We start from the raw sequence: 20,977 nt of genomic DNA, 5'->3' as shown, positions 1-20,977 counted from the left end.
AATTATCTCTCTGTTTCGCTGCGTATATTGGCCAATTCACGGGCCATGGCAACAAAGCCGGAAATCGGAACGGTCTCGGCGCGCCGCGTCGCATCGACGCCGGCAGCTGCGGCGAGCCGCGCGGGATCGGCGCCGAGCGACTTCAGACTTTGTCGCAGCATCTTGCGGCGCTGGCCGAACGCGGCGGCGGCGACCTGTTCGAGCAGCTTGCGATCGCAGGCGAGAGGGTTTTCGCGCGGGATCAGTCGCACGACGGAAGACGTGACCTTCGGCGGCGGCACGAAGGCGGACGGCGCGATGTCGAACAGGATCTTGGTCTCGCAGCGCCAGTTGGCGAGCACGCCGAGCCGGCCGAAGGCCTCCTCGTCCTCGCGCGCCACGATACGCTCGCCGACCTCGCGCTGGAACATCAGGACCATCATGTCGTACCAGGGCGGCCAGGGCTCGGTGGTGAGCCAGCCGACGAGGAGGTGGGTCGCGATGTTGTAGGGCAGGTTCGCGACGATTTTTGCTCTTTCGCCGGATAGCAGCGGGCGCGGGTCGAAGCTCATGGCGTCGCCATGCACGATATCGAGACGGCCGGGATAGCGCGCTGAAATTTCCTGCAAGGCAGGGATCGCCCGCTCGTCGTGCTCGATGGCGATGACGCGTCTGGCGCCGAGCGCGAGCAAGGCGCGCGTCAACCCGCCCGGGCCGGGGCCGATCTCGATGATGGTGGAATCCTCGAGCGGAGCCGCCGCACGCGCGATGCGCGCGGTGAGATTGAGGTCGAGGAGGAAGTTCTGGCCGAGCGATTTGCGCGCCGACAAGGCGTGCTGGCGAATGACCTCGCGAAGCGGCGGGAGGTCGTCGATCGCGCTCATCGGGTTTTCGCAGCCGCCATCCGGCTCGCGAGCCTCAACGCAGCGATCAGGCTTGCCGGATTGGCCTTGCCGGTGCCGGCGATGTCGAAGGCGGTGCCGTGATCGGGCGAGGTGCGGATGAAGGGCAGGCCGAGCGTGACGTTGACCGCGTCGTCGAAGGCCACCGTCTTGATCGGGATCAGCGCCTGGTCGTGGTACATGCAGACGGCGCAGTCATAGCTGTTTCGCGCGGCTTCGTGGAACATGGTGTCGGCGGGGAGCGGTCCCTTCGCCTCGATCCCGTCGCTGCGCAACGTCTTGATCGCCGGCGCGATCACGGTCTGCTCCTCGTGGCCGAGCGAGCCGTCCTCGCCCGCGTGCGGATTGAGGCCGGAAATCGCGATGCGCGGATTCGCGATGCCGAAGCGGGATTTGAGTTCGGTCGCGACGATGCGCACGGTCGAGACGATCAGCTCGCTGGTGAGCTGGGCCAGTGCATCGCGCAAGGAGACGTGGATGGTCACGGGCACCACGGCGAGCCGCGGCGACCACAGCATCATCACCGGCTGCGGCACGCGGCCGTCTTCCGCGGCGAGCTCGGCGAGGAATTCGGTATGGCCGGGATGGCGGAAGCCGGCGCGATAGAGCACGCTCTTGGCGATCGGATTGGTGACGACGGCACCGGCGCGGCCCTCGCGGACATCCGTGACCGCCTGGCGGATCGAGGCGAGGGCGGCGGGCGCGCTCGATGCGTCCGGCTTGCCGGGCTCGGCGCTCGCGGGCTCGCCGGTCGCAACCACGGGCAGCGCCTCGGGGAAGGCGGCCTTGGCCTCGCCCGCGCTTACCGAAGCAATCCTGATATTGGCGCCGAGCGCCTTGGCGCGGCGGGCGATCAGCGCCTCGTCGCCGAGCAGATAAAAGGCAGGCAGGTCCAGTTCGCTGCGCTTGAGCCAGGCTGCGATGGTGATGTCGGGGCCGATGCCGGCAGGCTCTCCCAGCGTCAGGGCGAGGGGCTTGGCGGGCTGCTGGGCCATCAGCGGTTGCGATACTCGATCATCGCCGCTTTGCGGAGCTCCTCGAGATAGGCCTTCTGGGTCTTCTCGTACTTCTCCTGATACATCTTCTCGCGGACCTCGCGCTTCTTCGGCGTGTCGATCATGGTCGGCTTGCGCGAGCACAGCACCACCATCTCGATGCCCGCCTTGGTCGTCTCGGGAGCGGTCAGGTGGCCGATCGGCGTGTCGTCGAGCACCTTGCGCAGCGCCTCGGGCAATTCCGCCGTGGTCTTGGTGACGGTGTCGCGGATCGTGGCGTTCGGCGTGGAGCGGAACAACGAATTGGCTTCTTCGCAGCTTCCGACGCGCGAGCGATATTGCTCGGCTTCCTTATGCCGCGTCTCCAGGAACGCCGGCGACGAGCCGCGCGGCACGAGCAGCACGATCGGCTGCATCTTGTATTCGGTCCCCTCGATCTGCAGCTTGTCGCCGGTCTGGGCCTGCACGGCCTGCGCGACGTCCTTCTCGCCGACCAACAACTTCTCCTTGAAGCGGCCGCGCACGAGGCTGGTCCAGACCATCTCGGCCTTCATGCGGTTCTTCAGGGTTTCGGGGCGGACGCCCTTGACCTCGAGCGACTTGGTGAGCTGGTCCGGCGAGATGCGCATGCGCTGCGCCATGCCCTCGTAGGACTGGTTGATGTCGGAGACACCGGGGTCGACCCCGTATTTCTTGCCTTCCTTCATCTTCACCCGGTCGTCGATCAGCTCGTTGATGACCTCCTGACGGGCCGGTGTCTTCTGCGTCGTCAGCTGGTCGAGCTTGGAGCGCTGCTCGACGTCGAAGTCGGTGATGGGATCGCCGTTGACCATCACGACGATGTTCTGCGCGCGCGACGGCGCGCCGGCCAGGAGCAGGGCGGCGAGGACGAGGAAGAGGCGGAAGACAGGCAATGAGATCGTCATATTTGTCGCTCGCATGTCAGCCGCGGTGAACCTGCGATCGGGAACACGCGGCCGGCACCTTCAAACCGTTCACTGGAGACCGCCGCCGGAACTGCTGGTCGTCGCTGTGTTCGCCAGCGTGCGCAGGCCGATCTGGAACATGATCGCGTGGTTCAGCACGGGCGGCGCCGCGCCTGCGGAATAGCTATACGCAGTTACATAGTTCAAGCCGAGCACAAAGCAATCGTCGACGTAGCCGGCGCCGAGCACATACTGATTGATCTTGTTGGCCTCCAGGTCCCAGCGCGCCGAGCCCGTGACCACCCAGTTGGCCGCGACCTTGATCGAGCCCGACGTCAGGATGCCCTCGCGGCGGGTCAGATAGCCGAGTTCCGGCTGGGCCGCGTAATTGCCGTACAGCATGCTGACGGACCAGCGGTTGAAGTTGGCGCGGCCTTCCGCCTCGAAGCGCTGGATGTTCCAGGTCTGCTCGTCCATGCGCGAGCGAACGCTGAACGTATAGGTGCTGTTGGGCGAATAGGCGGCGCTCGCCACATAGTCGGAGCGCGGCCTCTGCAGACCGGAATCCACGCCAGTATTGATGGAGTCCTGGACCGCAAAGGAGTTCATGCCGAACAGCTGGTAGGACTGGCCGAACAGCGTCTTGATGGCGCCGCCCCTGTCGAATTGCGTGGTGGACTGCACGCCGACATTGGCGCGGCCGCCGCCCTCGACACGGTCGTAACCGGAGAACTTGTCGACGCTGAACAGATTCGAGGCGTCGAACACCATGCTCTGCGCGTCCTCGTTGGGGAGCTTGCCGGCATAGGTCTCGTTCGGCCGGATGATGATCTGCGCGATCGGCTCGATGGTGGTCGAGCCCCAAGGCTGAACGTTGATGAAGGGGTAGCGGTATTCGAGGCCCACGGTCGGCATCAGGCGGAACGCCTGGGTGTCGCCGACAGGAAGATAGTTCGACACGCCCGGCTGGTTGGAGACCGAGGAGTTGATCGCGTCGGCGCGGAGAATGGCGAACGGGGTCCAGATTTCACCGAATGGATCGGTGAAGGACTTGCGCCACTGCGCTTCGGCCGTCAGGCGGGTGTAGGTGCCGGGGAAGCCGCGCAGCAGGCACTGCGACGGCGTGCGCGCGAGCGGATCGGCCGACACCGTCGTGCACAGGCCATTGGTGTTGGCGAGCGTCGTAATCGGATCGAACACCGCGGTGTCACGCGACAGGTTCACGAAATTGGTCTTGTAGCTGAACTCGCCGCCGAAGACCGGATAGTTCAGCACGTTCGAGTAGTCGATCACGGGGTAGACGACCGGCACCTGGCTCTGATTGCCCGAGTAACTCAGCCAGTACATCGTGCGCGCGTCGAAGAAGCTACGATTGCCGACACCGGTCAGGTAAAGCTGCGAGAGTGCATCCGTCGGCAGATACAGGAACGAGCCCAGCGGATCGCGATATTGCGACAACCGATAGTCCGAGAAGAAATAGTAGTCGGACATCAGGACACCGTCCCAACCCCAGACCCATTTGTCGTTCAGCGCGAACTGACCCTTGGTGTCGACGGCGCCGCGGAACTGCTTGTCGCCGGGCTGGCCGGCGAGCGCGCTGCGGTCGAGCTGGTCGATGCCGTAGACGCGGATCTGATAGGCGCCGTCCATCAGGCGCTGGCGGAATTCGGCCTGGAACAGCACGCCCTGCTTGGACGTGATGCGCGGGCTGAAGGTCGCGTCCATGTCGGGTGCGATCGCCCAGTAGAACGGAACCTCGACGCCGTAGCCGAACGGCGTATTCGACGTGAAGCCCGGCATCAGGAAGCCGGTCTTGCGCTTCACGGTCGGGTCGGGCGTCGAGAAATAGGGCATATAGGCGATCGGCACGCCGAAGAATTCGAGCTGCGCCGTCTCGAAATACAGCATCTTCTCCTGCTGGTCGTGGATGATGCGCGCACCCTTGACCTGCCATAGCGGCGGCTTCTTCGGGTCGTCCTTGCACGGCGCGCAGGCCGTGTAGACGCCGTTCTCGAACACCGTGTAGTTGCCGCTGGAGCGATCGGAGCGGCTCGCCGCCATGCGGGTCTGGTCGGCCGTGTCAACGCGCAGCGAATCGACGAAGCCGTCACGGTAGTCGTCGGAAAGGTCCAGGATCTCGGCATAGGTGATCTTGCCGTCGGCATCCGTCATCCGGATGTTGCCTTCGGCATGGAGCCGCTTGGTCTTCTGGTCGTAGATGACCTTGTCGGCCTCGACGCTGGTGCCGTTGTAGAACAGCTGGACGTTACCGACCGCGGAGACGCGCGAATTGTTGTAGTCGTAGTCGACCTCGGTCGCCTGAACCAGCATCTGGTTGTCGTTGACGGCCTTCGGCGGCTTCGCACGCGGCGGCAGCGGATTGTAGGTGAAGCTCTGGGCGGAGGCCGGCGCCACGGCGGCAACGTCCATCAGGCCACCGAGCGATGCCATGGCGGCGACAGCAAGCAGGAACCTGCGAATGGACAAGCCACACCCGTTCGCGCGCACCAATGTGCGCCGCGTCAAACGAGACACGGATCCTCGGTGGACGGCCGTCACTATCCGTCCTCCTGATACAGCAAGGCCAAAAAGCCGGTGAGGCCGCCCACCACCACGGGCAACCACGCCGCAGCGATCGGATGCATCAACTCAGCCTTGCTCAAATCTTCAGTCACTTTCGACAGAACGTAGAGCAGAAAGCCTGCGCCCACGCCACTCAAAACCATCTTCTGCACGCCGCCCATCCGGAAGAAGCGCAACGACACGGAAGCCGCGAGCATCACCATGGCCGCAAGCAAAAACGGCTGTGCCAGAAGCTTCTGATACTGGAGTCGGTATCCGGCTGTCGCGAAGCCCGAGCTTTCGGAAGAGCGGATGTAGCTCGGTAGTTGCCAAAAGGACACAGTCTCGGGTGTGGAAAAGCTGTTGCGGACCTGCGCCTCGGTCAGCGTCGTCGGAATCTCCAGGCTGGCCTGATCGACCGGCGGCGAATCCAGCGAGAAGCGGCGGACGCCCTTGAACAGCCAACGGCCGGCCTCGAGTGTCGCCTCTCGCGCCTCGATGCGCTCCTTGAAGTGCTGCTCTGTGTCAAACCGGAACAGCGTGAGTCCCGTGAGCCGGATACCCTGCTGCTCGCTGCGCGCCGCGTTGATGATGGTCTGGCCGTCATTGGTGACCTGATTGAGCCAGAAGCCGGAGGCGTCCTGAATACCGCCGCCGGGCGCCGAGCCGAACAGCTCGGCTTCCATGCGCTTGGAGAGCTCGCGCAGATTGGCCGACATCGGATTGTAGGCGACGGTGGCGATCACTCCGATCAGGAGCGCGCTGCCGAGCGCCGGCGAGATGAATTGCCATGCGGAGACGCCGGCAGCGCGCGCGACCACGAGCTCGAGCCGGCGGGAGAGGGCGAGATAGCAGGTCATGGCGCCGATCAGCATGCAGAACGGCGTCAGCTTCTCCAGCAGCTGCGGCACGCGGAACAGCGAGGTCTCGGCCACCATGACCGCGGAGGCGGATGCGAGGCCCGAAGTCTTGCGCACCATCTCGATGTAATCGACCAGCACCAGCAACAGAAAAATGCTGGCGAACACGCCGAGCGCCGCGACCACGAAACGGCCGGCGAAATAGCGCCCGAGTGTGTTGGTGAGCATGCTCATGCGACGGCCGGCCGTCGGAACAGCCGCGCGATGCGCGCGTTCGACCTGTTGATGGCCTCCATGAGGCGCGGCGGCGGTTCGACCACAAGGCCGCCGATGATGATCGCCATCCCGATGCCGATGGCACCAATGACCATCGCATATTGGACCAGCACCGCGCCGGGCGATTTCACCGCCATCACCGAGCAGGCAAAGCCGGCCATGCGCAGGCCGAACACGGCGAAGATCGATGAGCCCATCGAGAAATTGCGGCTCTGGCGGGTGGTGCGAGGCGCACCCAGAAACGCGAAGGTCAGCACGGCAAAGGCGAAGGGATAGATCGGCGCCAGCAGGCTGTCATGCAATGCCGAGCGGAACTGGCCGGGAATCTGCTTGTAGACGGGATCGTCCTCGGACGGCGAGAGCAGCTCCCAGAGATAACGCTCGCGGATGCCGAGGGTGACGTCGCGGCCCTGGCCCGAGAACTTGGACATGTCGAAGCCGTAGCGGCCGAACGCCACCAGCGCGGGATCGCGCTTGCCGGCCTCGAAGCGCTGGAGATTGCCGGTCTCCAGCACCAGGAACGATCCGTTCTCGTTCTTCATGACTTCGCCGTGCTCGGCGACGATCGAGACCCGCTCGTTCGGATCGCGGCGGTCGTCGATGAAGATGCCGGCGAGGATGCCGCCGGGCTGGCGTTCGCGAATCCTGATCGTCAGGTTCTTGTCGAGCTGGGCGAAGCGGCCGGGCTGCAGGATGTTGGTAAGCACGTCGGCGGTGATCTCGGCGTCCCACTGCTTGATCCGCCGCATGCCATCGGGAGCGAGATAGGCCGCGATGAAGGCGACCAGCAGCGCCACCACGCAGGTGGCGTAGAAGAACGGATAGAACAGCCGGAACGGCGAGAAGCCGGCGGCATTCATCACGATGATCTCGGAATCGGTCGCAAGCTTGTTCAGCGTATGCGAGATCGCGATCATCAGCGCGATCGGCGAAATGATCAGGACCAGCGCGGGCACGACGAGGCTGGTGATGCCGAGGAAGGTCAGGATGGTCTGACCCTGGCTCGTCATCAAGTCGATGCCGCGCAACGCTTGCGTAATCCAGATCACGCCCGTGAGGCTGACCAGGACCAGCGCAAACGACGCGAGCGTCGTGCGGAAGATATACCTATCGATTGACCCCATGCGCTACCGCACGAATCCCACCAAGTCCCCAATGCCGGCCGGAATTCCGGCTGTCCAACCAATCCCCGCAAGGGGATCCCCAAGGTCGGTCAACCATCTCATCCGCCGGCTTACTCTCTCAGTACCATCCCTTTGATCCGTCAACAAAATGGCTGCCCCGTGGCACCCTCAATATATGGTTAATATTTCCCTCGTTGTGGCCCCTCGGCCACGGGGGGTGCTTGGCATCGACCGGGCCAGTGGCCCATAGTGCGTTACGCCCAGTGAATCGCCGTTCAGCTCCGGCCCGTGGCCGGGACTGCCGATCGGTAAAAGCGCAACGTTTTTGAGGAGTTACTCATGTCCGATGCCATCAAGGTCGGCTTCGTTCCATTATCTGCCGCCGTCCGTGGCATCATGGTCGTGTTCTGCGACGACAGCTTGAAGCTCGGCCCGGCGACCGCCAAGGCCCTCGGCGGGGCCACCGAACTCGTGAAGCGGGCGGCCACCGCCGCCGCCTTCAAGGGCAAAAGCGGCGCTGCGCTCGACATCCTTGCGCCGGAGGGCGTGAAGGCCACCCGCCTGATCGTGATCGGCGCCGGCAAGGCGGCCGGCCTGAAGGCGAACGACTTTCTCAAATTCGGCGGCGTGGCGGCGAGCAAGCTTCCGGCCGGGGTGGCGGCCATGACCATCATGGCGGAACTGCCCAATGGCGCCATGACGAGCGAGCAGGCGGTCGCGATCGCCTCGGGCCTGCGGCTGCGCACCTACAAATTCGACCGCTACAAGACCAAGAAGAAGGACGGCGAGGAGGGCGGCACGCGCGCCGACGTCTCGTTTGCGGTCGGCGACGTGGTCGTCGCGAAGAAGGCGTTTGCATCGGCGGCTGCGATCGTGGACGGCGTGATCATTGCGCGCGACCTCGTCAACGAGCCGCCGAACGTGCTTTTTCCCGAGGAGTTCGCGCGCCGCGCAGGCCTGCTCCGCAAGCTCGGCGTCAAGATCGAGGTGCTCGACGTCAAGGCGATGGACAAGCTCGGCATGGGCGCGCTGCTCGGCGTCGGCCAGGGCTCGGCGCGGCCGAGCCGCACCGTGATCATGCGTTGGGACGGCGGCAAGAAAGGTGAGGCGCCGGTTGCCTTCGTCGGCAAGGGCGTCTGCTTCGACACCGGCGGCATCTCGATCAAGCCGGCCGGCAGCATGGAGGACATGAAGGGCGACATGGGAGGCGCTGCCTGCGTCGTCGGCCTGATGCATGCGCTCGCCGCACGCAAGGCCAAGGTCAACGTCGTCGGCGCCATCGGCCTCGTCGAGAACATGCCGGACGGCAACGCGCAGCGCCCGGGCGACATCGTCACCTCGATGTCGGGACAGACCATCGAGATCATCAACACCGACGCGGAAGGCCGCCTGGTGCTTGCCGATGTGCTCTGGTACGTCGCCAAGAAAACCAAGCCGAAATTCATGGTGGATCTGGCGACGTTGACCGGCGCCATCGTGGTCGCGCTCGGCACCGAGCATGCCGGCATGTTCTCCAACAATGACGAGCTTGCCGAGCGGCTGCTGGCGGCCGGCATCGAGAGCGGCGAGAAGGTCTGGCGCCTGCCGCTTGGCCCCGAATACGACAAGCTGATCGACTCCCAGTTCGCCGACATGAAGAACACCGGCGGACGCCATGGCGGCTCGATCACCGCGGCGCAGTTCCTCCAGCGCTTCGTGGACGGCACGCCTTGGGCGCATCTCGATATCGCCGGGACCGCCATGGGCGCGCCGAAGACCGACATCAACCACAGCTGGGGAAGTGGCTATGGCGTTCGCTTGCTCGACCGTCTGGTCGCCGACCATTACGAGCGCAAATGACCCGAGATGACTGAAGTCCTTTTCTACCATCTGCAAAACATGACGGTGGAGAACGTGTTGCCGCCCCTTCTCGAGAAATCGCTCGAGCGCGGCTGGCGCGTCGTGGTGCAGTCGACTTCGCCGGAGCGCGCCGATGCGCTCGACGCCCATTTGTGGACCTATCGCGACGATTCCTTCCTGCCGCACGCGACCTGGCGGGTGAGCGACGCCGCCGAACAGCCGATCGTGCTGGCGGTCGAGGATGACAATCCGAACGGTGCCAATGTCCGCTTCCTCGTCGACAACGCCGCGCTGCCGCAGGACGCGCAGGGCTATGAGCGCATGGTGCTGCTGTTCGACGGGGACGATCCGGACGCACTTGCGTTCGCCCGCAGCGCCTGGACGGATTGCAAGGCGCGGGGATTTGATGTCACCTATTGGCAGGCCGACGAGCGGGGCCGATGGCAGAAGCGGAATTAGCGGTCGCTCGCAATTAATGATAATTTGCACTTTTCGGGGGATGATGGCTTTTGTCACCTTCGTGCCGCAAAGTGGTGTTGGTACAATTGCTTAGGGCCGATCCTTCACTCGGGGAAATTAGTTTATCGTGCGACATCAAAAGCTTCCCAGCTCGCTCATAGTTGCGTTGGCGGCCATAGCCCCGCTGGTCGCGGGCTGTTCGGGCGGGACCGATCTGTTGTCCAGGGATGCCCAGTGGTTCAACACGCCCAGCCGCCTGTTCATCAAAAGCATCTCGATCGAGTCGCCGCCGCTAACCCCCGACAAGCCGGTTGGGGCCGAGGATCTGGTCAGCGCCGACGGGGCTTGTGCCGGCATGGCGCCGCCGCCCGGGCCGGCTGATGCGAATGCGTCGACGACCGCGCCGGCTCCCATGGGCGGCACCGTCGCGCTCGGCCACACCGAATGCGATGTGGTGCGCGGCATCGGCGCGCCCTCGAGCGTCAACCTCTCCGGTGATGCCGCCGGCAGGCGCGTTGCGGTCGTGACCTGGACGACCGGTCCGCGCGCCGGCATCTACACCTTCACGGCCGGCCGCCTGTCCTCGATCGAGGGCACGCCGGAGGCGCCGGTCATGCCGAAGGCGACCAAGCCGAAGCCGAAGAAGAAGTCGGCGGCGTAACGGGTTTGGCCTTTTGCCCTGATGCTGGTTGCAGCTGTCGCTGCGATCGGCCGCGCATGCTTGCCCCTATCGTCAAGCGATTTTGCATCCATTGATTGCGATGGGCGGGCGTGAATCGTGACCTCTCCGTTCTCGCTCGCCGGCGATCTTGTTCGCGAGTTTCGACATCGCGGATGCCGACCTTCGCCCAAAGCGTCTTCATTGCCTCGAGCCGCGTTTTTCCGCGCGCGTTGAAAGTCACGGGGGCGTTACGCGTGATCCGTGATCACGCGATTCGTGATGAGAGAGCCTTCGCATTCGCTTTCGAAAACTGCCCCGAAGCAAAACTGGAGGAAATCTCCAGAATAATCACGCGCGTCTCAAGCAACGGTTCAAGAATGTCATGTGCGCGGCTGCTACGCATCGAAGGGAGGGGCTAGGTCGGAAGGATCATTTGGATGTCCATTACCTCTGTGTTTTCCCCGGTTACGGGGCAGCTCACCATTTTCGGCGACAGCGCGAATAACGGCCTTGTGATAAGTCGCGACAAGTCCGGCCGCATCCTGGTCAATAACGGGCACGTGAAAACGGTTGGTGGCGAACCCACCGTCGACAACACCACTGCGATCGACATCTTCGGTCAAGGCGGTGACGACACGATCACCGTCGACGAATGCCACGGCCCGATGCCGGCGGTGCACATCTTCGGCGGCGACGGCAATGACAGGATCACGGGCGGCTCGGGAGCCGATCTCCTGTTTGGTCAGGCCGGCAACGATTTGATCAAGGGCGGCGGCAACGATCTGCTGTTCGGCGGAGCGGGTAACGACGTCCTGGACGGCGGCAGCGGCGACAATCAGCTGTTCGGCGAGGCCGGCGACGATGTCATGGTCTGGAATCCGGGCGGCGGCACCAACCTGTTCGAGGGTGGTGAGGGCAACGATACGGCTCAGGTCAACGGAAGCAACGCCGCCGAGACGTTCACGATCACGGCGAACGGCACCCGCGTGCGGCTCGACGGGACGGGCGCGGTGCCGTTCTCGCTCGACATCGGCACGACGGAAAATCTCGTCCTGCACGGTGGGGGCGGCGACGATGTCATCACCGCGGGCAACGGGCTCGGCAGCCTGATCTCGCTGACGCTCGATGGCGGCGCCGGCAACGACAGGATTACCGGCGGCGATGGCAACGACCTCATCATCGGCGGCAGCGGGGACGACATCGTCAATGGCGGACGCGGCAACGACGTCGCCCAGCTCGGGAGTGGCGACGACACTTTCATCTGGAATCCCGGTGACGGCAGCGACACGGTCGAAGGCGGATCGGGCAGCGACAAGCTGCTTTTCAATGGCGCCAACATCAACGAGACCATCGACATCTCGGCCAATGGCGGCCGGGTGCGCTTCACCCGCGATGTCGCCAACATCACGATGGATCTCAACAGCGTCGAGCAGATCGAATTCGATGCGCGGGGCGGGGCCGACAACATCACCGTCGGCGACCTCACCGGGACCGGCGTCAAGCAGGTGCTGGTTGATCTCGGAGCCGTTCCGGGAGGGACGCAAGGCGACGGCGCAGCTGACACGGTGACCGTCAACGGCAGCAACGGCAATCAGCACATCGAGGTCACAGCCACGGGCACAACGGTCACGGTCACGGGGCTGCCGGAGCTCGTGACGATCGCAAATGCAGAGGCCGGCAACGATCGGCTGGTCGTTCAGGCGCTCGGCGGCAACGACGTCATCGATGCATCCACGCTCGGCGCGGCGATCGGGCTGACCATCGACGGCGGCGCGGGCAACGACACCATCACCGGCAGCCAGGGCGCCGACACCCTGATCGGCGGCGACGGCAACGACAAGGTCATCGGCGGCCGCGGCAATGACGTCGCGCTTCTTGGCGCAGGCGACGACATCTTCACGTGGAATCCCGGTGACGGCAGCGACGTCGTCGAAGGCGGCGCGGGAACCGATACGCTGGTGTTTAACGGCGCCAACGTGGCCGAGAACATGTCGGTCTCGGCGAACGGAACCCGTGCGCTTCTCACCCGTGACGTCGGTGCTATCGTCATGGACCTCGCTGGCGTCGAGCACGTGCAGATCGCGGCAGCAGGCGGCGCCGACAACATCACGGTCAACGATCTGACCGGGACTGGAATCGCGCAGGTTGCCATCGACCTCAGCGCCGGCCCCGGCAGCCAGAGCGGCGACGGAGCGGCGGACCGCGTGACCGTGAACGGCACGAACGGTGACGACAACATATCGGTCGTGACCGCCGGCGGATCGATCGTGGTCAACGGCCTCGCTGCGCAGGTGACGATTGCACACGCGGACGCCGGTGATGTGCTCGGCATCAACGGCGGACAAGGCAATGACGTCATCGATGCGTCTTCCATCAAGGCGGGACAGTCGTTCAGCCTCAACATCAATGGCGGCGACGGCAACGACACCATCATCGGCAGTGCCGGCAATGACGTGGTGAACGGGGGACGCGGCAACGATTTCGCCAATCTGGGTGCGGGCGACGACACCTTCGTGTGGAATCCCGGCGACGGCAGCGACACCGTCGAAGGCGGGAAGGGCACCGACACGCTGGCATTCAACGGCGCCAATATCAGCGAGAACATCAATATCTCGGCCAATGGCGGTCGGGTGCTGTTCACGCGAGATGTCGCCGCCATTGCGATGGACCTGAACGGGGTCGAACATGTCGACTTCAATGCTCTCGGCGGTGCCGACAACATTACCGTCGGTGACCTCTCCGGCACCGGCGTCAGCCAGGTCGACCTCGATCTCGGCGCCAATGACGGCGCCGCGGATACCGTGACCATCAACGCAACCGGTGGCAACGACGTCATCACGGTGACCGAGCACGACGGCATCATCACGGTGTCGGGGCTTGGCCAGGACATCAACATCACCGATGCCGGCGCGGGCGACAGGATCGTTATCAACGGTCTCGATGGCGACGACGTCATCACGGCTTCCGGCTTGCACAGCGGCATCCAGCTCGTTGCCAATGGCGGCAACGGCGACGATGTGCTGATCGGCAGCCCGGGCAACGACTCGCTGGCGGGTGGTGCCGGTGATGACGTGCTGATCGGCGGCGGCGGCCTCGACATCCTGGACGGCGGCACCGGCAACAACGTCGTCATCCAGGGCGGAGCGTTTGCGGCCGCGATGCTGCTCAACCAGGCCATGGCGGCCAGCTTCGTCCCGGCAGGTGAGGGGAACGGCGAGATGCCGCTGCCCGATCCGCACGCGACGCAGAGCCAGGTGCTCGCACCGCCCCAGCACGCCTGAAGCCGGCCGCATCGGCCCGGAGAACGCTCATGATGACCAACGCGGTCTCCTCCGATACGGGGCTCGATGCGTTGCTGACGCTGCTGCATCTGCAAGGTGTTGCGGCCGATCGCGCGCAGCTCAGGCACCGGCTGGGCGCGGCAAGCTTCGGCGCAGCGGATATCGTCCGCTGCGCCAGGTCTCTCGGACTTAAAGCCAGAACCTATCGCACACAGTGGAGCCGTCTGTCGGACACTCCGCTGCCTGCGATCGCAATGCTGCGGGACGGCGGCTTCATGGTCATCGCAAAGGCCTCCGCCGACAAGGTGCTGGTGCAGTCTCCGGAGGCGCAGCGCCCGGTGCTGATGGATCGCGACGAGCTGTGCGCGATCTGGGACGGCGGCTTGATCCTGATGGTCCGGCGCGCCGGGCTGTCAGACCTCGGACGGCATTTCGATATCACCTGGTTCATCGGCGCGATCGGCAAATACCGGCGGCTGCTGGGCGAGGTGCTGGCGGCTTCGTTCTTCCTCCAGCTTTTTGCGCTGGTCTCGCCGCTGTTCTTCCAGGTCGTGATTGACAAGGTGCTGGTACACCGCTCGCTGTCTACGCTCGACGTTCTCGTCATCGGCCTCGTCGTCGTCTCCCTGTTCGACACCGTGCTCGGGATCCTGCGCAATTACCTGTTTGCGCACACGACCAACCGCATCGACGTGGAGCTCGGGGCACGTCTGTTTCACCATCTGCTGGCGCTGCCGATGGCCTGGTTTCAGGCCAGGCGCGTCGGCGATTCCGTGGCGCGGGTCCGTGAGCTCGAGAACATCCGCAATTTCATCACCAGCTCGTCGTTGACGCTTCTCATCGACATGGTCTTCACCTCGGTGTTCCTCGCGGTGATGTTCGCCTATTCGGCGCAGATGAGCTTCATCGTGCTGGCGTCGTTCCCGTTCTACATCGCGATCTCGGCCGTGGCGACGCCGCTGTTTCGCCGCAGGCTGGACGAGAAATTCCGCCGCGGCGCCGAGAACCAGGCCTTCCTGGTCGAGAGCGTTAGCGGCATCGAAACGCTGAAGGCGATGGCGGTCGAGCCGCAGATGCAGCGCCGCTGGGAAGAGCAGCTCGCCGGCTACGTCTCGGCGAGCTTCGGTGTCACCAGTCTCGGCAACACGGCAAGCCAGCTCGTGCAGCTCGTCAGCAAGGTCGTCACTGCCGGCATTCTCTATGTCGGCGCCAGGCTGGTGATCGGTGACGCACTGACCGTCGGCGAGCTCGTGGCCTTCAACATCTTCGCGGGGCGGGTGTCGGCCCCGGTGCTGCGGCTCGCGCAAGTCTGGCAGGATTTTCATCAGGCGCGGCTGTCGATCGCGCGGCTCGGCGACATCCTCAACAGCGCGGCGGAGCCGGCTTACTCCGCCGCCCGCGCGGGGCTGCCGCCGATCCGGGGCAACATCCGCTTCGAGCACGTCTCCTTCCGCTACCGCCTCGATGGGCCGGAGATCCTGCACGATGTCTCATTCGAGATTCCAGCCGGACAAACCGTCGGCATCGTCGGATCGTCCGGCTCGGGCAAAAGCACCTTCGCCAAGCTGGTGCAGCGGCTCTACGTTCCGCAAGGCGGCCGCGTGCTGGTCGACGGAATGGATCTGATGACGACCGACCCGGCCGGGCTCCGTCGGCAGATCGGAATCGTGCTCCAGGACAACATGCTGTTCAACCGGTCGGTGCGCGACAACATCGCGCTGGCCGATCCGAGCCTGCCGATGGACCGCATTATCGACGCGGCGAAGCTGGCGGGCGCGCATGATTTCATTCTGGAGCTCCCCGAGGGCTACGATACGGTGGTCGGCGAGCGCGGCTCAACGCTCTCGGGCGGGCAGCGCCAGCGCATCGCGATCGCCCGCGCGCTGGTGGGCAATCCCCGGATCCTGATCTTCGACGAAGCCACCAGCGCGCTCGACTATGAAAGCGAGCGGATCATCCATGACAACATGAAGGAGATCGCGAAAGGCCGCACGGTCCTGATCATCGCGCACCGTCTGTCCACCGTCCGCGGCGCCGATCGCATCTTCACCCTGGAACGCGGCCGTCTGGTCGAGGACGGCACGCATGATGCGCTGATCAAGACCGGCGGGCGCTATGCCGCCCTGCATCGTCTCCAGGGAGGCATTTATGAGGTCGGCTAGCGCTGTGCCGGCCGCTCGGCCGGAGCAGACCGTGATCCCGTTCCGGAATGGAAAGGGGCGGGGCGCCGAGGAAGTCGCCTTCCTGCCGGCGGCGCTGGAAATCACGGAAACACCGCCATCGCCGATCGGCCGCGCCATCGCCATGGTCCTGATGCTGCTTGTCTGCGCGGCGATGGCCTGGTCGGCCTGGGGCACGATCGACATCGTGGCCTCCGCAACCGGCAAGGTCGTGTCGAGCGGGCGAAGCAAGGTGGTCCAGCCGTTCGAGACCGGCGTGGTGCGCGCCATTCACGTGCAGGACGGCCAATCGGTCAAATCGGGCGACCTGCTGATCGAGCTCGATCCGACCGTGAACGCCGCGGAGCGCGATCGTCTGCACGACGATCTCATGGCCGAGCGGCTCAACGTCGCGCGCCTCCGCGCCGCATTGGCAGGCGGCGAAGAGGTGTCCGCCGATCTCGTCGTACCAGAGGACGCCGATCCCATGCTGGTCGCGACGCAGCGACAGCTCCTCGCCAATCAGGTCAGCGAGAACAGGGCCAAGCTCGCGGCGCTGGCGCGTCAGGAAGCGCAGAAGGAGGCCGAACATCAGACGATTGCGGCGACGATTCACAAGCTTGATGCGTTGCTGCCGGTCACCCAGCAGCGTGTCGAGATTCGCAAGACGCTGATGGAGAAGGAGATCGGCTCGAAGCTGACCTACTATGAGACCCTCCAGCTCCAGATCGAGCAGCAGGAGGAGCTTCGCGTCCAGAGCAGCCGCTTGAAGGAGGCCGAGGCGGCCGTCGCCGCGATCCGGGAGACTCGCATCCAGGCCTTGGCCGAGTACAGGAAAAGTCTCTCCGACGAGCTTGCCAAGAGCGAACAGAAGGCCAATGGCGTCGCACGCGATCTGATCAAGGCGCAGCAGAGGACGAGGCTTCAGCAACTGACGTCGCCAGTCGACGGCGTCGTGCAGCAGCTCGCGGTCCACACTGTGGGCGGCGTGGTCACGCCCGCGCAGTCGCTGCTGGTGATCGTGCCGACCGATACGCGGCTCGAGATCGAGGCGATGATCTCCAACCGCGATATCGGATTTGTCGAGGCCGGGCAGGGCGCCGCCATCAAGATCGACACTTTCAATTTCACCCGCTACGGGCTTCTCGCAGGCCGGGTCGTGAGCGTCTCGCAGGACGCCATCATCCGCGACCGGCCGCAGGAGCGCGGGAGCGACCGTGCGCTCGCGACGCAACGCGACAGCAGCGAGCCCAGCGGGCAGGAGTTGAGTTACAGCGCCCGTATCTCGCTCGATCGCACCCAGATGCAGGTGGACGACCGCCTCGTCAACCTGTCCCCGGGAATGGCGGTGACCGTCGAAATCAGGACCGGTTCGCGCACCATCCTGAGCTACCTGCTATCGCCGCTGCAGCGTTACCGGCACGAGATCATGCGGGAGCGCTAGTTCCCACATGATGCTGACGAAGCTTCGCGAGACGCGCCGGCTCAGTCGGTGCGGCAAAGAACAGGTTATTGAACGGCTAATCACCAGGTAGCAAAATACCGGTACTGTGCATGGGGTTGTTTTTGCGATTTTGATGTCGGCCCGGTCGCGGAGGCGTCAGCCCGCCGCCTCGTCGAACTGCGTGCTCGCCTCGAGCCACTGCTCCTCGGCACGTGCCAGCGCGTCGGCCGCATTGGCGCGTGCTTTCGACAGTTGGGCGGCCTGCTTGGGGTCGCGGCTGAAGATGTCGGGCAGGGCGAGCGCGGTGTCGATCTTGCTGATGATCTCGCTGACGCGGGCGATCTCGGTTTCGGCTTCCGCGATGCGTTTCTTCAGCGAGCCGCGATTGTCCGATCTCGGACGCTGCGGCTTCTCGCTCGCGGCGCTGCGTTCGCGCGGCGCGGGCTCGCCATTGCGCGCGGACAGCACCAGGCGGCGATATTCGTCGAGGTCGCCGTCGTAATTGGTCACGGTGCGGTCGGCGACGATCCAGAGTTGATCGGCGCAGGACTCGATCAGATAGCGGTCGTGCGAGACCATGATGACCGCGCCGGGGAATTCGTTGATCGCTTCCGCAAGCGCTGCGCGGCTGTCGATGTCGAGATGGTTGGTCGGCTCGTCCAGGATGATCATGTTGGGGCCGAAGAAGGTCGCAAGTCCCAGCAGGAGCCGCGCCTTCTCGCCGCCCGACAATTTTCCGACCTTGGTGTCGGCCGCCTTGCCGGAGAATCCGATGGCGCCGGCGCGGGCGCGTACTTTCGCTTCGGGCGCCTCGCCCATCAGCTTGCGGACGTGGTCGTAGGTCGAGGCATCCTCGTTCAATTCGTCGAGCTGGTGCTGGGCGAAATAGGCAATCGAGAGCTTGTCGGCGCGGGTCACCTTGCCCGAGAACGGCGCGAGGCGGCCCGCAAGCAGTTTGACCAACGTCGACTTGCCATTGCCATTGGAGCCGAGCAGCGCGATGCGGTCGTCATTGTCGACGCGCAAGGTGACGCGGTTCAGCACGGGCGTGTTCGGATCGTAGCCGACCACGACGTTGTCGGCGGCGATGATCGGCGGCGACAGGATCTTCTCGGGCGCGGGAAAGCTGATCTCGCGCACGTCCTGGGTGACCAGCGCCGTGATCGGCTTCAGCCGTTCCAGCATTTTCACACGGGACTGCGCCTGGCGGGCTTTCGAGGCTTTGGCCTTGAAGCGGTCGACAAAGGCTTGCAGGCGCGCGCGTTCGGCTTCCTGGCGCTTGACCGCTTTGGCATCGAGCATCTCGCGCATGGCGCGTTGCTCTTCGAACGAGGAGTAGGTGCCTTTGTAAAGCGTGAGCTTGCCGCGCTCCAGATGCAGGATCTGGTCGACCGAGCTTTCAAGGAGATCACGGTCGTGGCTGATCACGATCACCGTGCGCGGATAATGGGCGAGGTGATCCTCGAGCCACAGCGTCCCCTCGAGGTCGAGATAGTTGGTGGGCTCGTCGAGCAGCAACAGGTCGGGCGCCGCGAACAGCGTTGCGGCGAGCGCAACGCGCATGCGCCAGCCGCCGGAGAATTCGGCGCAGGGGCGGAGCTGGTCGTTGGCGGAGAAGCCGAGGCCGGACAGGATGGCGGCGGCACGGCTCGGTGCCGAATGCGCGTCGATGTCGACCAGCCGGGTCTGGATCTCGGCGATCCGGTGCGGATCGGCCGCGCTCTCGGCCTCGGTGAGCAGCGCGTCGCGTTCGAGGTCGGCCTTGAGCACGACTGAGATCAGGCTCTCGGGGCCGTTCGGCGCTTCCTGCGCGAGGCTGCCGACGCGCCAGCGAGGCGGCAGGGTCACCGTGCCGTGCTCGGCGGCGAGCTCGCCGCGGATCACCTTGAACAGGGTCGATTTGCCGGTGCCGTTGCGACCGACCATGCCGACGCGCGATCCGGGCGTGATCTGCACGGAACTCTGGTCAATCAGAAGGCGTCCGGCGAGGCGGATGGAGAGGTCGGTGATGGAGAGCATGCGGCCTTGTCACCGCACCCGCGATCAAACGCAACCCGTTTTTCCGTGTCTGCAAGCCGGTGCGTGTCAACTCAGTGCGAATCGCGCTCGCGCTGCTTCAGCTCATTGAGGAGTTGCTCGAGGTGCGTCGGAAGCCTGGCTTCGGGCCGCAGGCTCTGCTGGAGCCGTTCGGCCACGGCATCGGAGATCGAGCGGCTGGTGCGCCGGTCGATTTGCTCGCTGTCATTGGCAAAAGGGCCAGCCATCGCAGGGTTCCGTGTTCTCAAAGAAGCAACACGGTACCAAGTCCTTGGCCCCCAAATGGTTTCGCCACTCGCGGCGATTGCGCGGCATTCTAGCAAAAATTGTGTGAAGCCGCGCAATGTCCCCCTCCGAATACAAAGCCCCGGCGCTGGGGGACGCCGGGGCTTCGCTTGGAAGGTACCTTGGGGGGCTCAGGTACCTTTGGAAAGGTGCTGTCGGGCTCAGTAGCAGCGGTTGATCATCCGCCAGCGGGGTCCCCAGGGGGTCGGGACCAGCCGGCGCACATAGCAGCCGCCATAGCCGTAGGAGACGGGGGCATAGAAGCGCGGGCCACCCCAGCCGTAACCGTGATGCCAGCCGCCGCCGCCGCCGTGCCAGCCCCAGCCGCCACCATGCCAGTGCGCAGAGGCGGAGGTCGGTGCCAGCGCGGCACCAAGCGCAACCGCGGCAACAGCGGCGAGCGAAAGTTTCCTCAACATGGTGATCTCCTCAAAACTGCCGACGCGGGGCTATCGCGTCGATGGAAAGGCCGCCGAAACGGTCCGCCTCGGGAGGAGGCTTTGGTTTCGATGGACCTGAGGTTATCCGAGCGAGGCTGAACCAAACCCTGACGAGGCCTTCAGATTGGGTTCATTTAGGTGAAATCGTCGTAATCCATGTTGGCATTCTGACTCCTGGCCTGCGGCCAAGCGCCCGCGAGGCGGTTTTGGCGGTCGCTTGCCGTATGGCGAAGGCGCCGATATAAGCCCGGCAACTCCGAACCACCGTTTTCTCTTCAAGGACAAGATCATGGCCATCGAACGCACCTTCTCGATCATCAAGCCCGACGCCACAGCGCGTAACCTCACCGGTGCGGTTAACGCCGTGATCGAGAAGGCGGGCCTGCGCATCGTCGCGCAGAAGCGCATCCGCATGACCAAGGAACAGGCCGAGACCTTCTATGCGGTCCACAAGGCGCGCCCCTTCTTCGGTGAGCTCGTGGACTTCATGACGTCGGGCCCCGTGGTGGTCCAGGTGCTGGAAGGCGAGGGTGCCGTCTCCAAGTATCGCGACGTGATGGGGGCGACCGATCCGTCCAAGGCGGCTGACGGCACCATCCGCAAGCTCTACGCCAAGTCGATCGGTGAGAACTCCGCGCACGGTTCGGATGCGCCGGAGACCGCCGCGATCGAGATCGCGCAATTCTTCTCGGGCAACGAGATCGTCGGCTGATCCGTCAGCCGATCAGGTAACGAGACGCGGCGAAAG

Annotated in this window: 16 protein-coding genes; 7 read left to right on the top strand and 9 right to left on the bottom strand. The window is 64.7% G+C overall.

Annotated elements, in window-relative coordinates; genetic code table 11:
• Positions 1-2: 2 nt before the first annotated feature.
• From rsmA to lptF, 6 genes are all read right to left on the bottom strand, one after another.
• Positions 3-863, bottom strand: coding sequence for a 16S rRNA (adenine(1518)-N(6)/adenine(1519)-N(6))-dimethyltransferase RsmA (rsmA, locus tag FXB41_RS21995; protein ID WP_219683185.1), 861 nt, complete (start codon positions 861-863; stop codon positions 3-5).
• Positions 860-1,876, bottom strand: coding sequence for a 4-hydroxythreonine-4-phosphate dehydrogenase PdxA (pdxA, locus tag FXB41_RS21990; protein WP_219683184.1), 1,017 nt, complete (start codon positions 1,874-1,876; stop codon positions 860-862). The genes rsmA and pdxA overlap by 4 nt, the downstream gene beginning before the upstream one ends.
• Positions 1,876-2,802, bottom strand: a complete 927-nt coding sequence (locus FXB41_RS21985; RefSeq protein ID WP_007591973.1) for a peptidylprolyl isomerase family protein — start codon at positions 2,800-2,802, stop codon at positions 1,876-1,878. Before FXB41_RS21985 ends, pdxA begins: the two co-directional genes overlap by 1 nt.
• Before the next feature lie 69 nt (positions 2,803-2,871).
• Positions 2,872-5,361 carry an LPS-assembly protein LptD gene (locus FXB41_RS21980; protein ID WP_219683183.1) on the bottom strand — a complete coding sequence of 830 codons (2,490 nt, stop codon included), beginning with the start codon at positions 5,359-5,361 and terminating at the stop codon, positions 2,872-2,874.
• Complete coding sequence (lptG, locus tag FXB41_RS21975) at positions 5,361-6,458, bottom strand: LPS export ABC transporter permease LptG (protein ID WP_007591971.1); 1,098 nt, start codon at positions 6,456-6,458, stop codon at positions 5,361-5,363. The genes FXB41_RS21980 and lptG overlap by 1 nt, the downstream gene beginning before the upstream one ends.
• Positions 6,455-7,624, bottom strand: a complete 1,170-nt coding sequence (gene lptF / locus FXB41_RS21970) for an LPS export ABC transporter permease LptF (protein ID WP_219683182.1) — start codon at positions 7,622-7,624, stop codon at positions 6,455-6,457. Before lptF ends, lptG begins: the two co-directional genes overlap by 4 nt.
• A 339-nt stretch (positions 7,625-7,963) precedes the next feature.
• On the opposite strand from lptF, the gene FXB41_RS21965 reads away from it, so the two are divergent.
• The 6 genes from FXB41_RS21965 to FXB41_RS21940 all read left to right on the top strand — a co-directional run bounded on the left by FXB41_RS21965 (position 7,964) and on the right by FXB41_RS21940 (position 17,467).
• A complete protein-coding gene (locus tag FXB41_RS21965; RefSeq protein ID WP_007591964.1) occupies positions 7,964-9,463 on the top strand; it encodes a leucyl aminopeptidase in 1,500 nt (499 codons plus the stop codon).
• Positions 9,464-9,469: 6 nt separating this feature from the next.
• Entirely contained in the window at positions 9,470-9,922 is a 453-nt protein-coding gene (locus FXB41_RS21960) for a DNA polymerase III subunit chi (RefSeq protein WP_007591963.1), read from the top strand.
• A gap of 166 nt (positions 9,923-10,088) precedes the next feature.
• On the top strand, positions 10,089-10,583 hold the full coding sequence (locus FXB41_RS21955) for a hypothetical protein (RefSeq protein WP_198288228.1): 495 nt from the start codon (positions 10,089-10,091) through the stop codon (positions 10,581-10,583).
• 437 nt (positions 10,584-11,020) lie between these two features.
• Positions 11,021-13,864 (top strand): beta strand repeat-containing protein, encoded by a 2,844-nt coding sequence (locus FXB41_RS21950; RefSeq protein WP_219683181.1) that lies wholly within the window; start codon positions 11,021-11,023, stop codon positions 13,862-13,864.
• Between the two features lie 29 nt (positions 13,865-13,893).
• Positions 13,894-16,026 carry a type I secretion system permease/ATPase gene (locus FXB41_RS21945; RefSeq protein WP_283843457.1) on the top strand — a complete coding sequence of 711 codons (2,133 nt, stop codon included), beginning with the start codon at positions 13,894-13,896 and terminating at the stop codon, positions 16,024-16,026.
• Positions 16,013-17,467: an HlyD family type I secretion periplasmic adaptor subunit gene (locus tag FXB41_RS21940; protein WP_219683180.1), complete on the top strand. Its 1,455-nt coding sequence runs from the start codon at positions 16,013-16,015 to the stop codon at positions 17,465-17,467. The genes FXB41_RS21945 and FXB41_RS21940 overlap by 14 nt, the downstream gene beginning before the upstream one ends.
• Positions 17,468-17,623: 156 nt before the next feature.
• Here the strand turns inward: FXB41_RS21940 and FXB41_RS21935 are convergent, their stop codons facing one another.
• The 3 genes from FXB41_RS21935 to FXB41_RS21925 all read right to left on the bottom strand — a co-directional run bounded on the left by FXB41_RS21935 (position 17,624) and on the right by FXB41_RS21925 (position 20,208).
• Positions 17,624-19,486: an ABC-F family ATP-binding cassette domain-containing protein gene (locus tag FXB41_RS21935; protein WP_219683179.1), complete on the bottom strand. Its 1,863-nt coding sequence runs from the start codon at positions 19,484-19,486 to the stop codon at positions 17,624-17,626.
• Between the two features lie 71 nt (positions 19,487-19,557).
• Positions 19,558-19,731: a hypothetical protein gene (locus tag FXB41_RS21930; protein ID WP_007591955.1), complete on the bottom strand. Its 174-nt coding sequence runs from the start codon at positions 19,729-19,731 to the stop codon at positions 19,558-19,560.
• A 219-nt stretch (positions 19,732-19,950) separates the two neighbouring features.
• Positions 19,951-20,208: a sulfur globule protein precursor gene (locus FXB41_RS21925; protein WP_219683178.1), complete on the bottom strand. Its 258-nt coding sequence runs from the start codon at positions 20,206-20,208 to the stop codon at positions 19,951-19,953.
• A 310-nt stretch (positions 20,209-20,518) separates the two neighbouring features.
• Between FXB41_RS21925 and ndk the strand changes: the two genes are divergently transcribed.
• Complete coding sequence (gene ndk / locus FXB41_RS21920; RefSeq protein WP_007591953.1) at positions 20,519-20,941, top strand: nucleoside-diphosphate kinase; 423 nt, start codon at positions 20,519-20,521, stop codon at positions 20,939-20,941.
• The last annotated feature ends 36 nt before the right edge of the window (positions 20,942-20,977 follow it).

It is taken from the genome of Bradyrhizobium canariense (assembly GCF_019402665.1).
Lineage (GTDB): Bacteria > Pseudomonadota > Alphaproteobacteria > Rhizobiales > Xanthobacteraceae > Bradyrhizobium > Bradyrhizobium canariense.
This window is presented reverse-complemented; position numbering and strand designations above follow the sequence as displayed.

Bases quoted from the DNA above. Each gene is read 5' to 3' on its own strand.
- rsmA (WP_219683185.1), bottom strand. From the start codon at position 863: ATGAGCGCGATCGACGACCTCCCGCCGCTTCGCGAGGTCATTCGCCAG.
- pdxA (WP_219683184.1), bottom strand. From the start codon at position 1,876: ATGGCCCAGCAGCCCGCCAAGCCCCTCGCCCTGACGCTGGGAGAGCCT.
- FXB41_RS21985 (WP_007591973.1), bottom strand. From the start codon at position 2,802: ATGACGATCTCATTGCCTGTCTTCCGCCTCTTCCTCGTCCTCGCCGCC.
- lptG (WP_007591971.1), bottom strand. From the start codon at position 6,458: ATGAGCATGCTCACCAACACACTCGGGCGCTATTTCGCCGGCCGTTTC.
- lptF (WP_219683182.1), bottom strand. From the start codon at position 7,624: ATGGGGTCAATCGATAGGTATATCTTCCGCACGACGCTCGCGTCGTTT.
- FXB41_RS21965 (WP_007591964.1), top strand. From the start codon at position 7,964: ATGTCCGATGCCATCAAGGTCGGCTTCGTTCCATTATCTGCCGCCGTC.
- FXB41_RS21960 (WP_007591963.1), top strand. From the start codon at position 9,470: ATGACTGAAGTCCTTTTCTACCATCTGCAAAACATGACGGTGGAGAAC.
- FXB41_RS21950 (WP_219683181.1), top strand. From the start codon at position 11,021: ATGTCCATTACCTCTGTGTTTTCCCCGGTTACGGGGCAGCTCACCATT.
- FXB41_RS21945 (WP_283843457.1), top strand. From the start codon at position 13,894: ATGATGACCAACGCGGTCTCCTCCGATACGGGGCTCGATGCGTTGCTG.
- FXB41_RS21940 (WP_219683180.1), top strand. From the start codon at position 16,013: ATGAGGTCGGCTAGCGCTGTGCCGGCCGCTCGGCCGGAGCAGACCGTG.
- FXB41_RS21935 (WP_219683179.1), bottom strand. From the start codon at position 19,486: ATGCTCTCCATCACCGACCTCTCCATCCGCCTCGCCGGACGCCTTCTG.
- FXB41_RS21930 (WP_007591955.1), bottom strand. From the start codon at position 19,731: ATGGCTGGCCCTTTTGCCAATGACAGCGAGCAAATCGACCGGCGCACC.
- FXB41_RS21925 (WP_219683178.1), bottom strand. From the start codon at position 20,208: ATGTTGAGGAAACTTTCGCTCGCCGCTGTTGCCGCGGTTGCGCTTGGT.
- ndk (WP_007591953.1), top strand. From the start codon at position 20,519: ATGGCCATCGAACGCACCTTCTCGATCATCAAGCCCGACGCCACAGCG.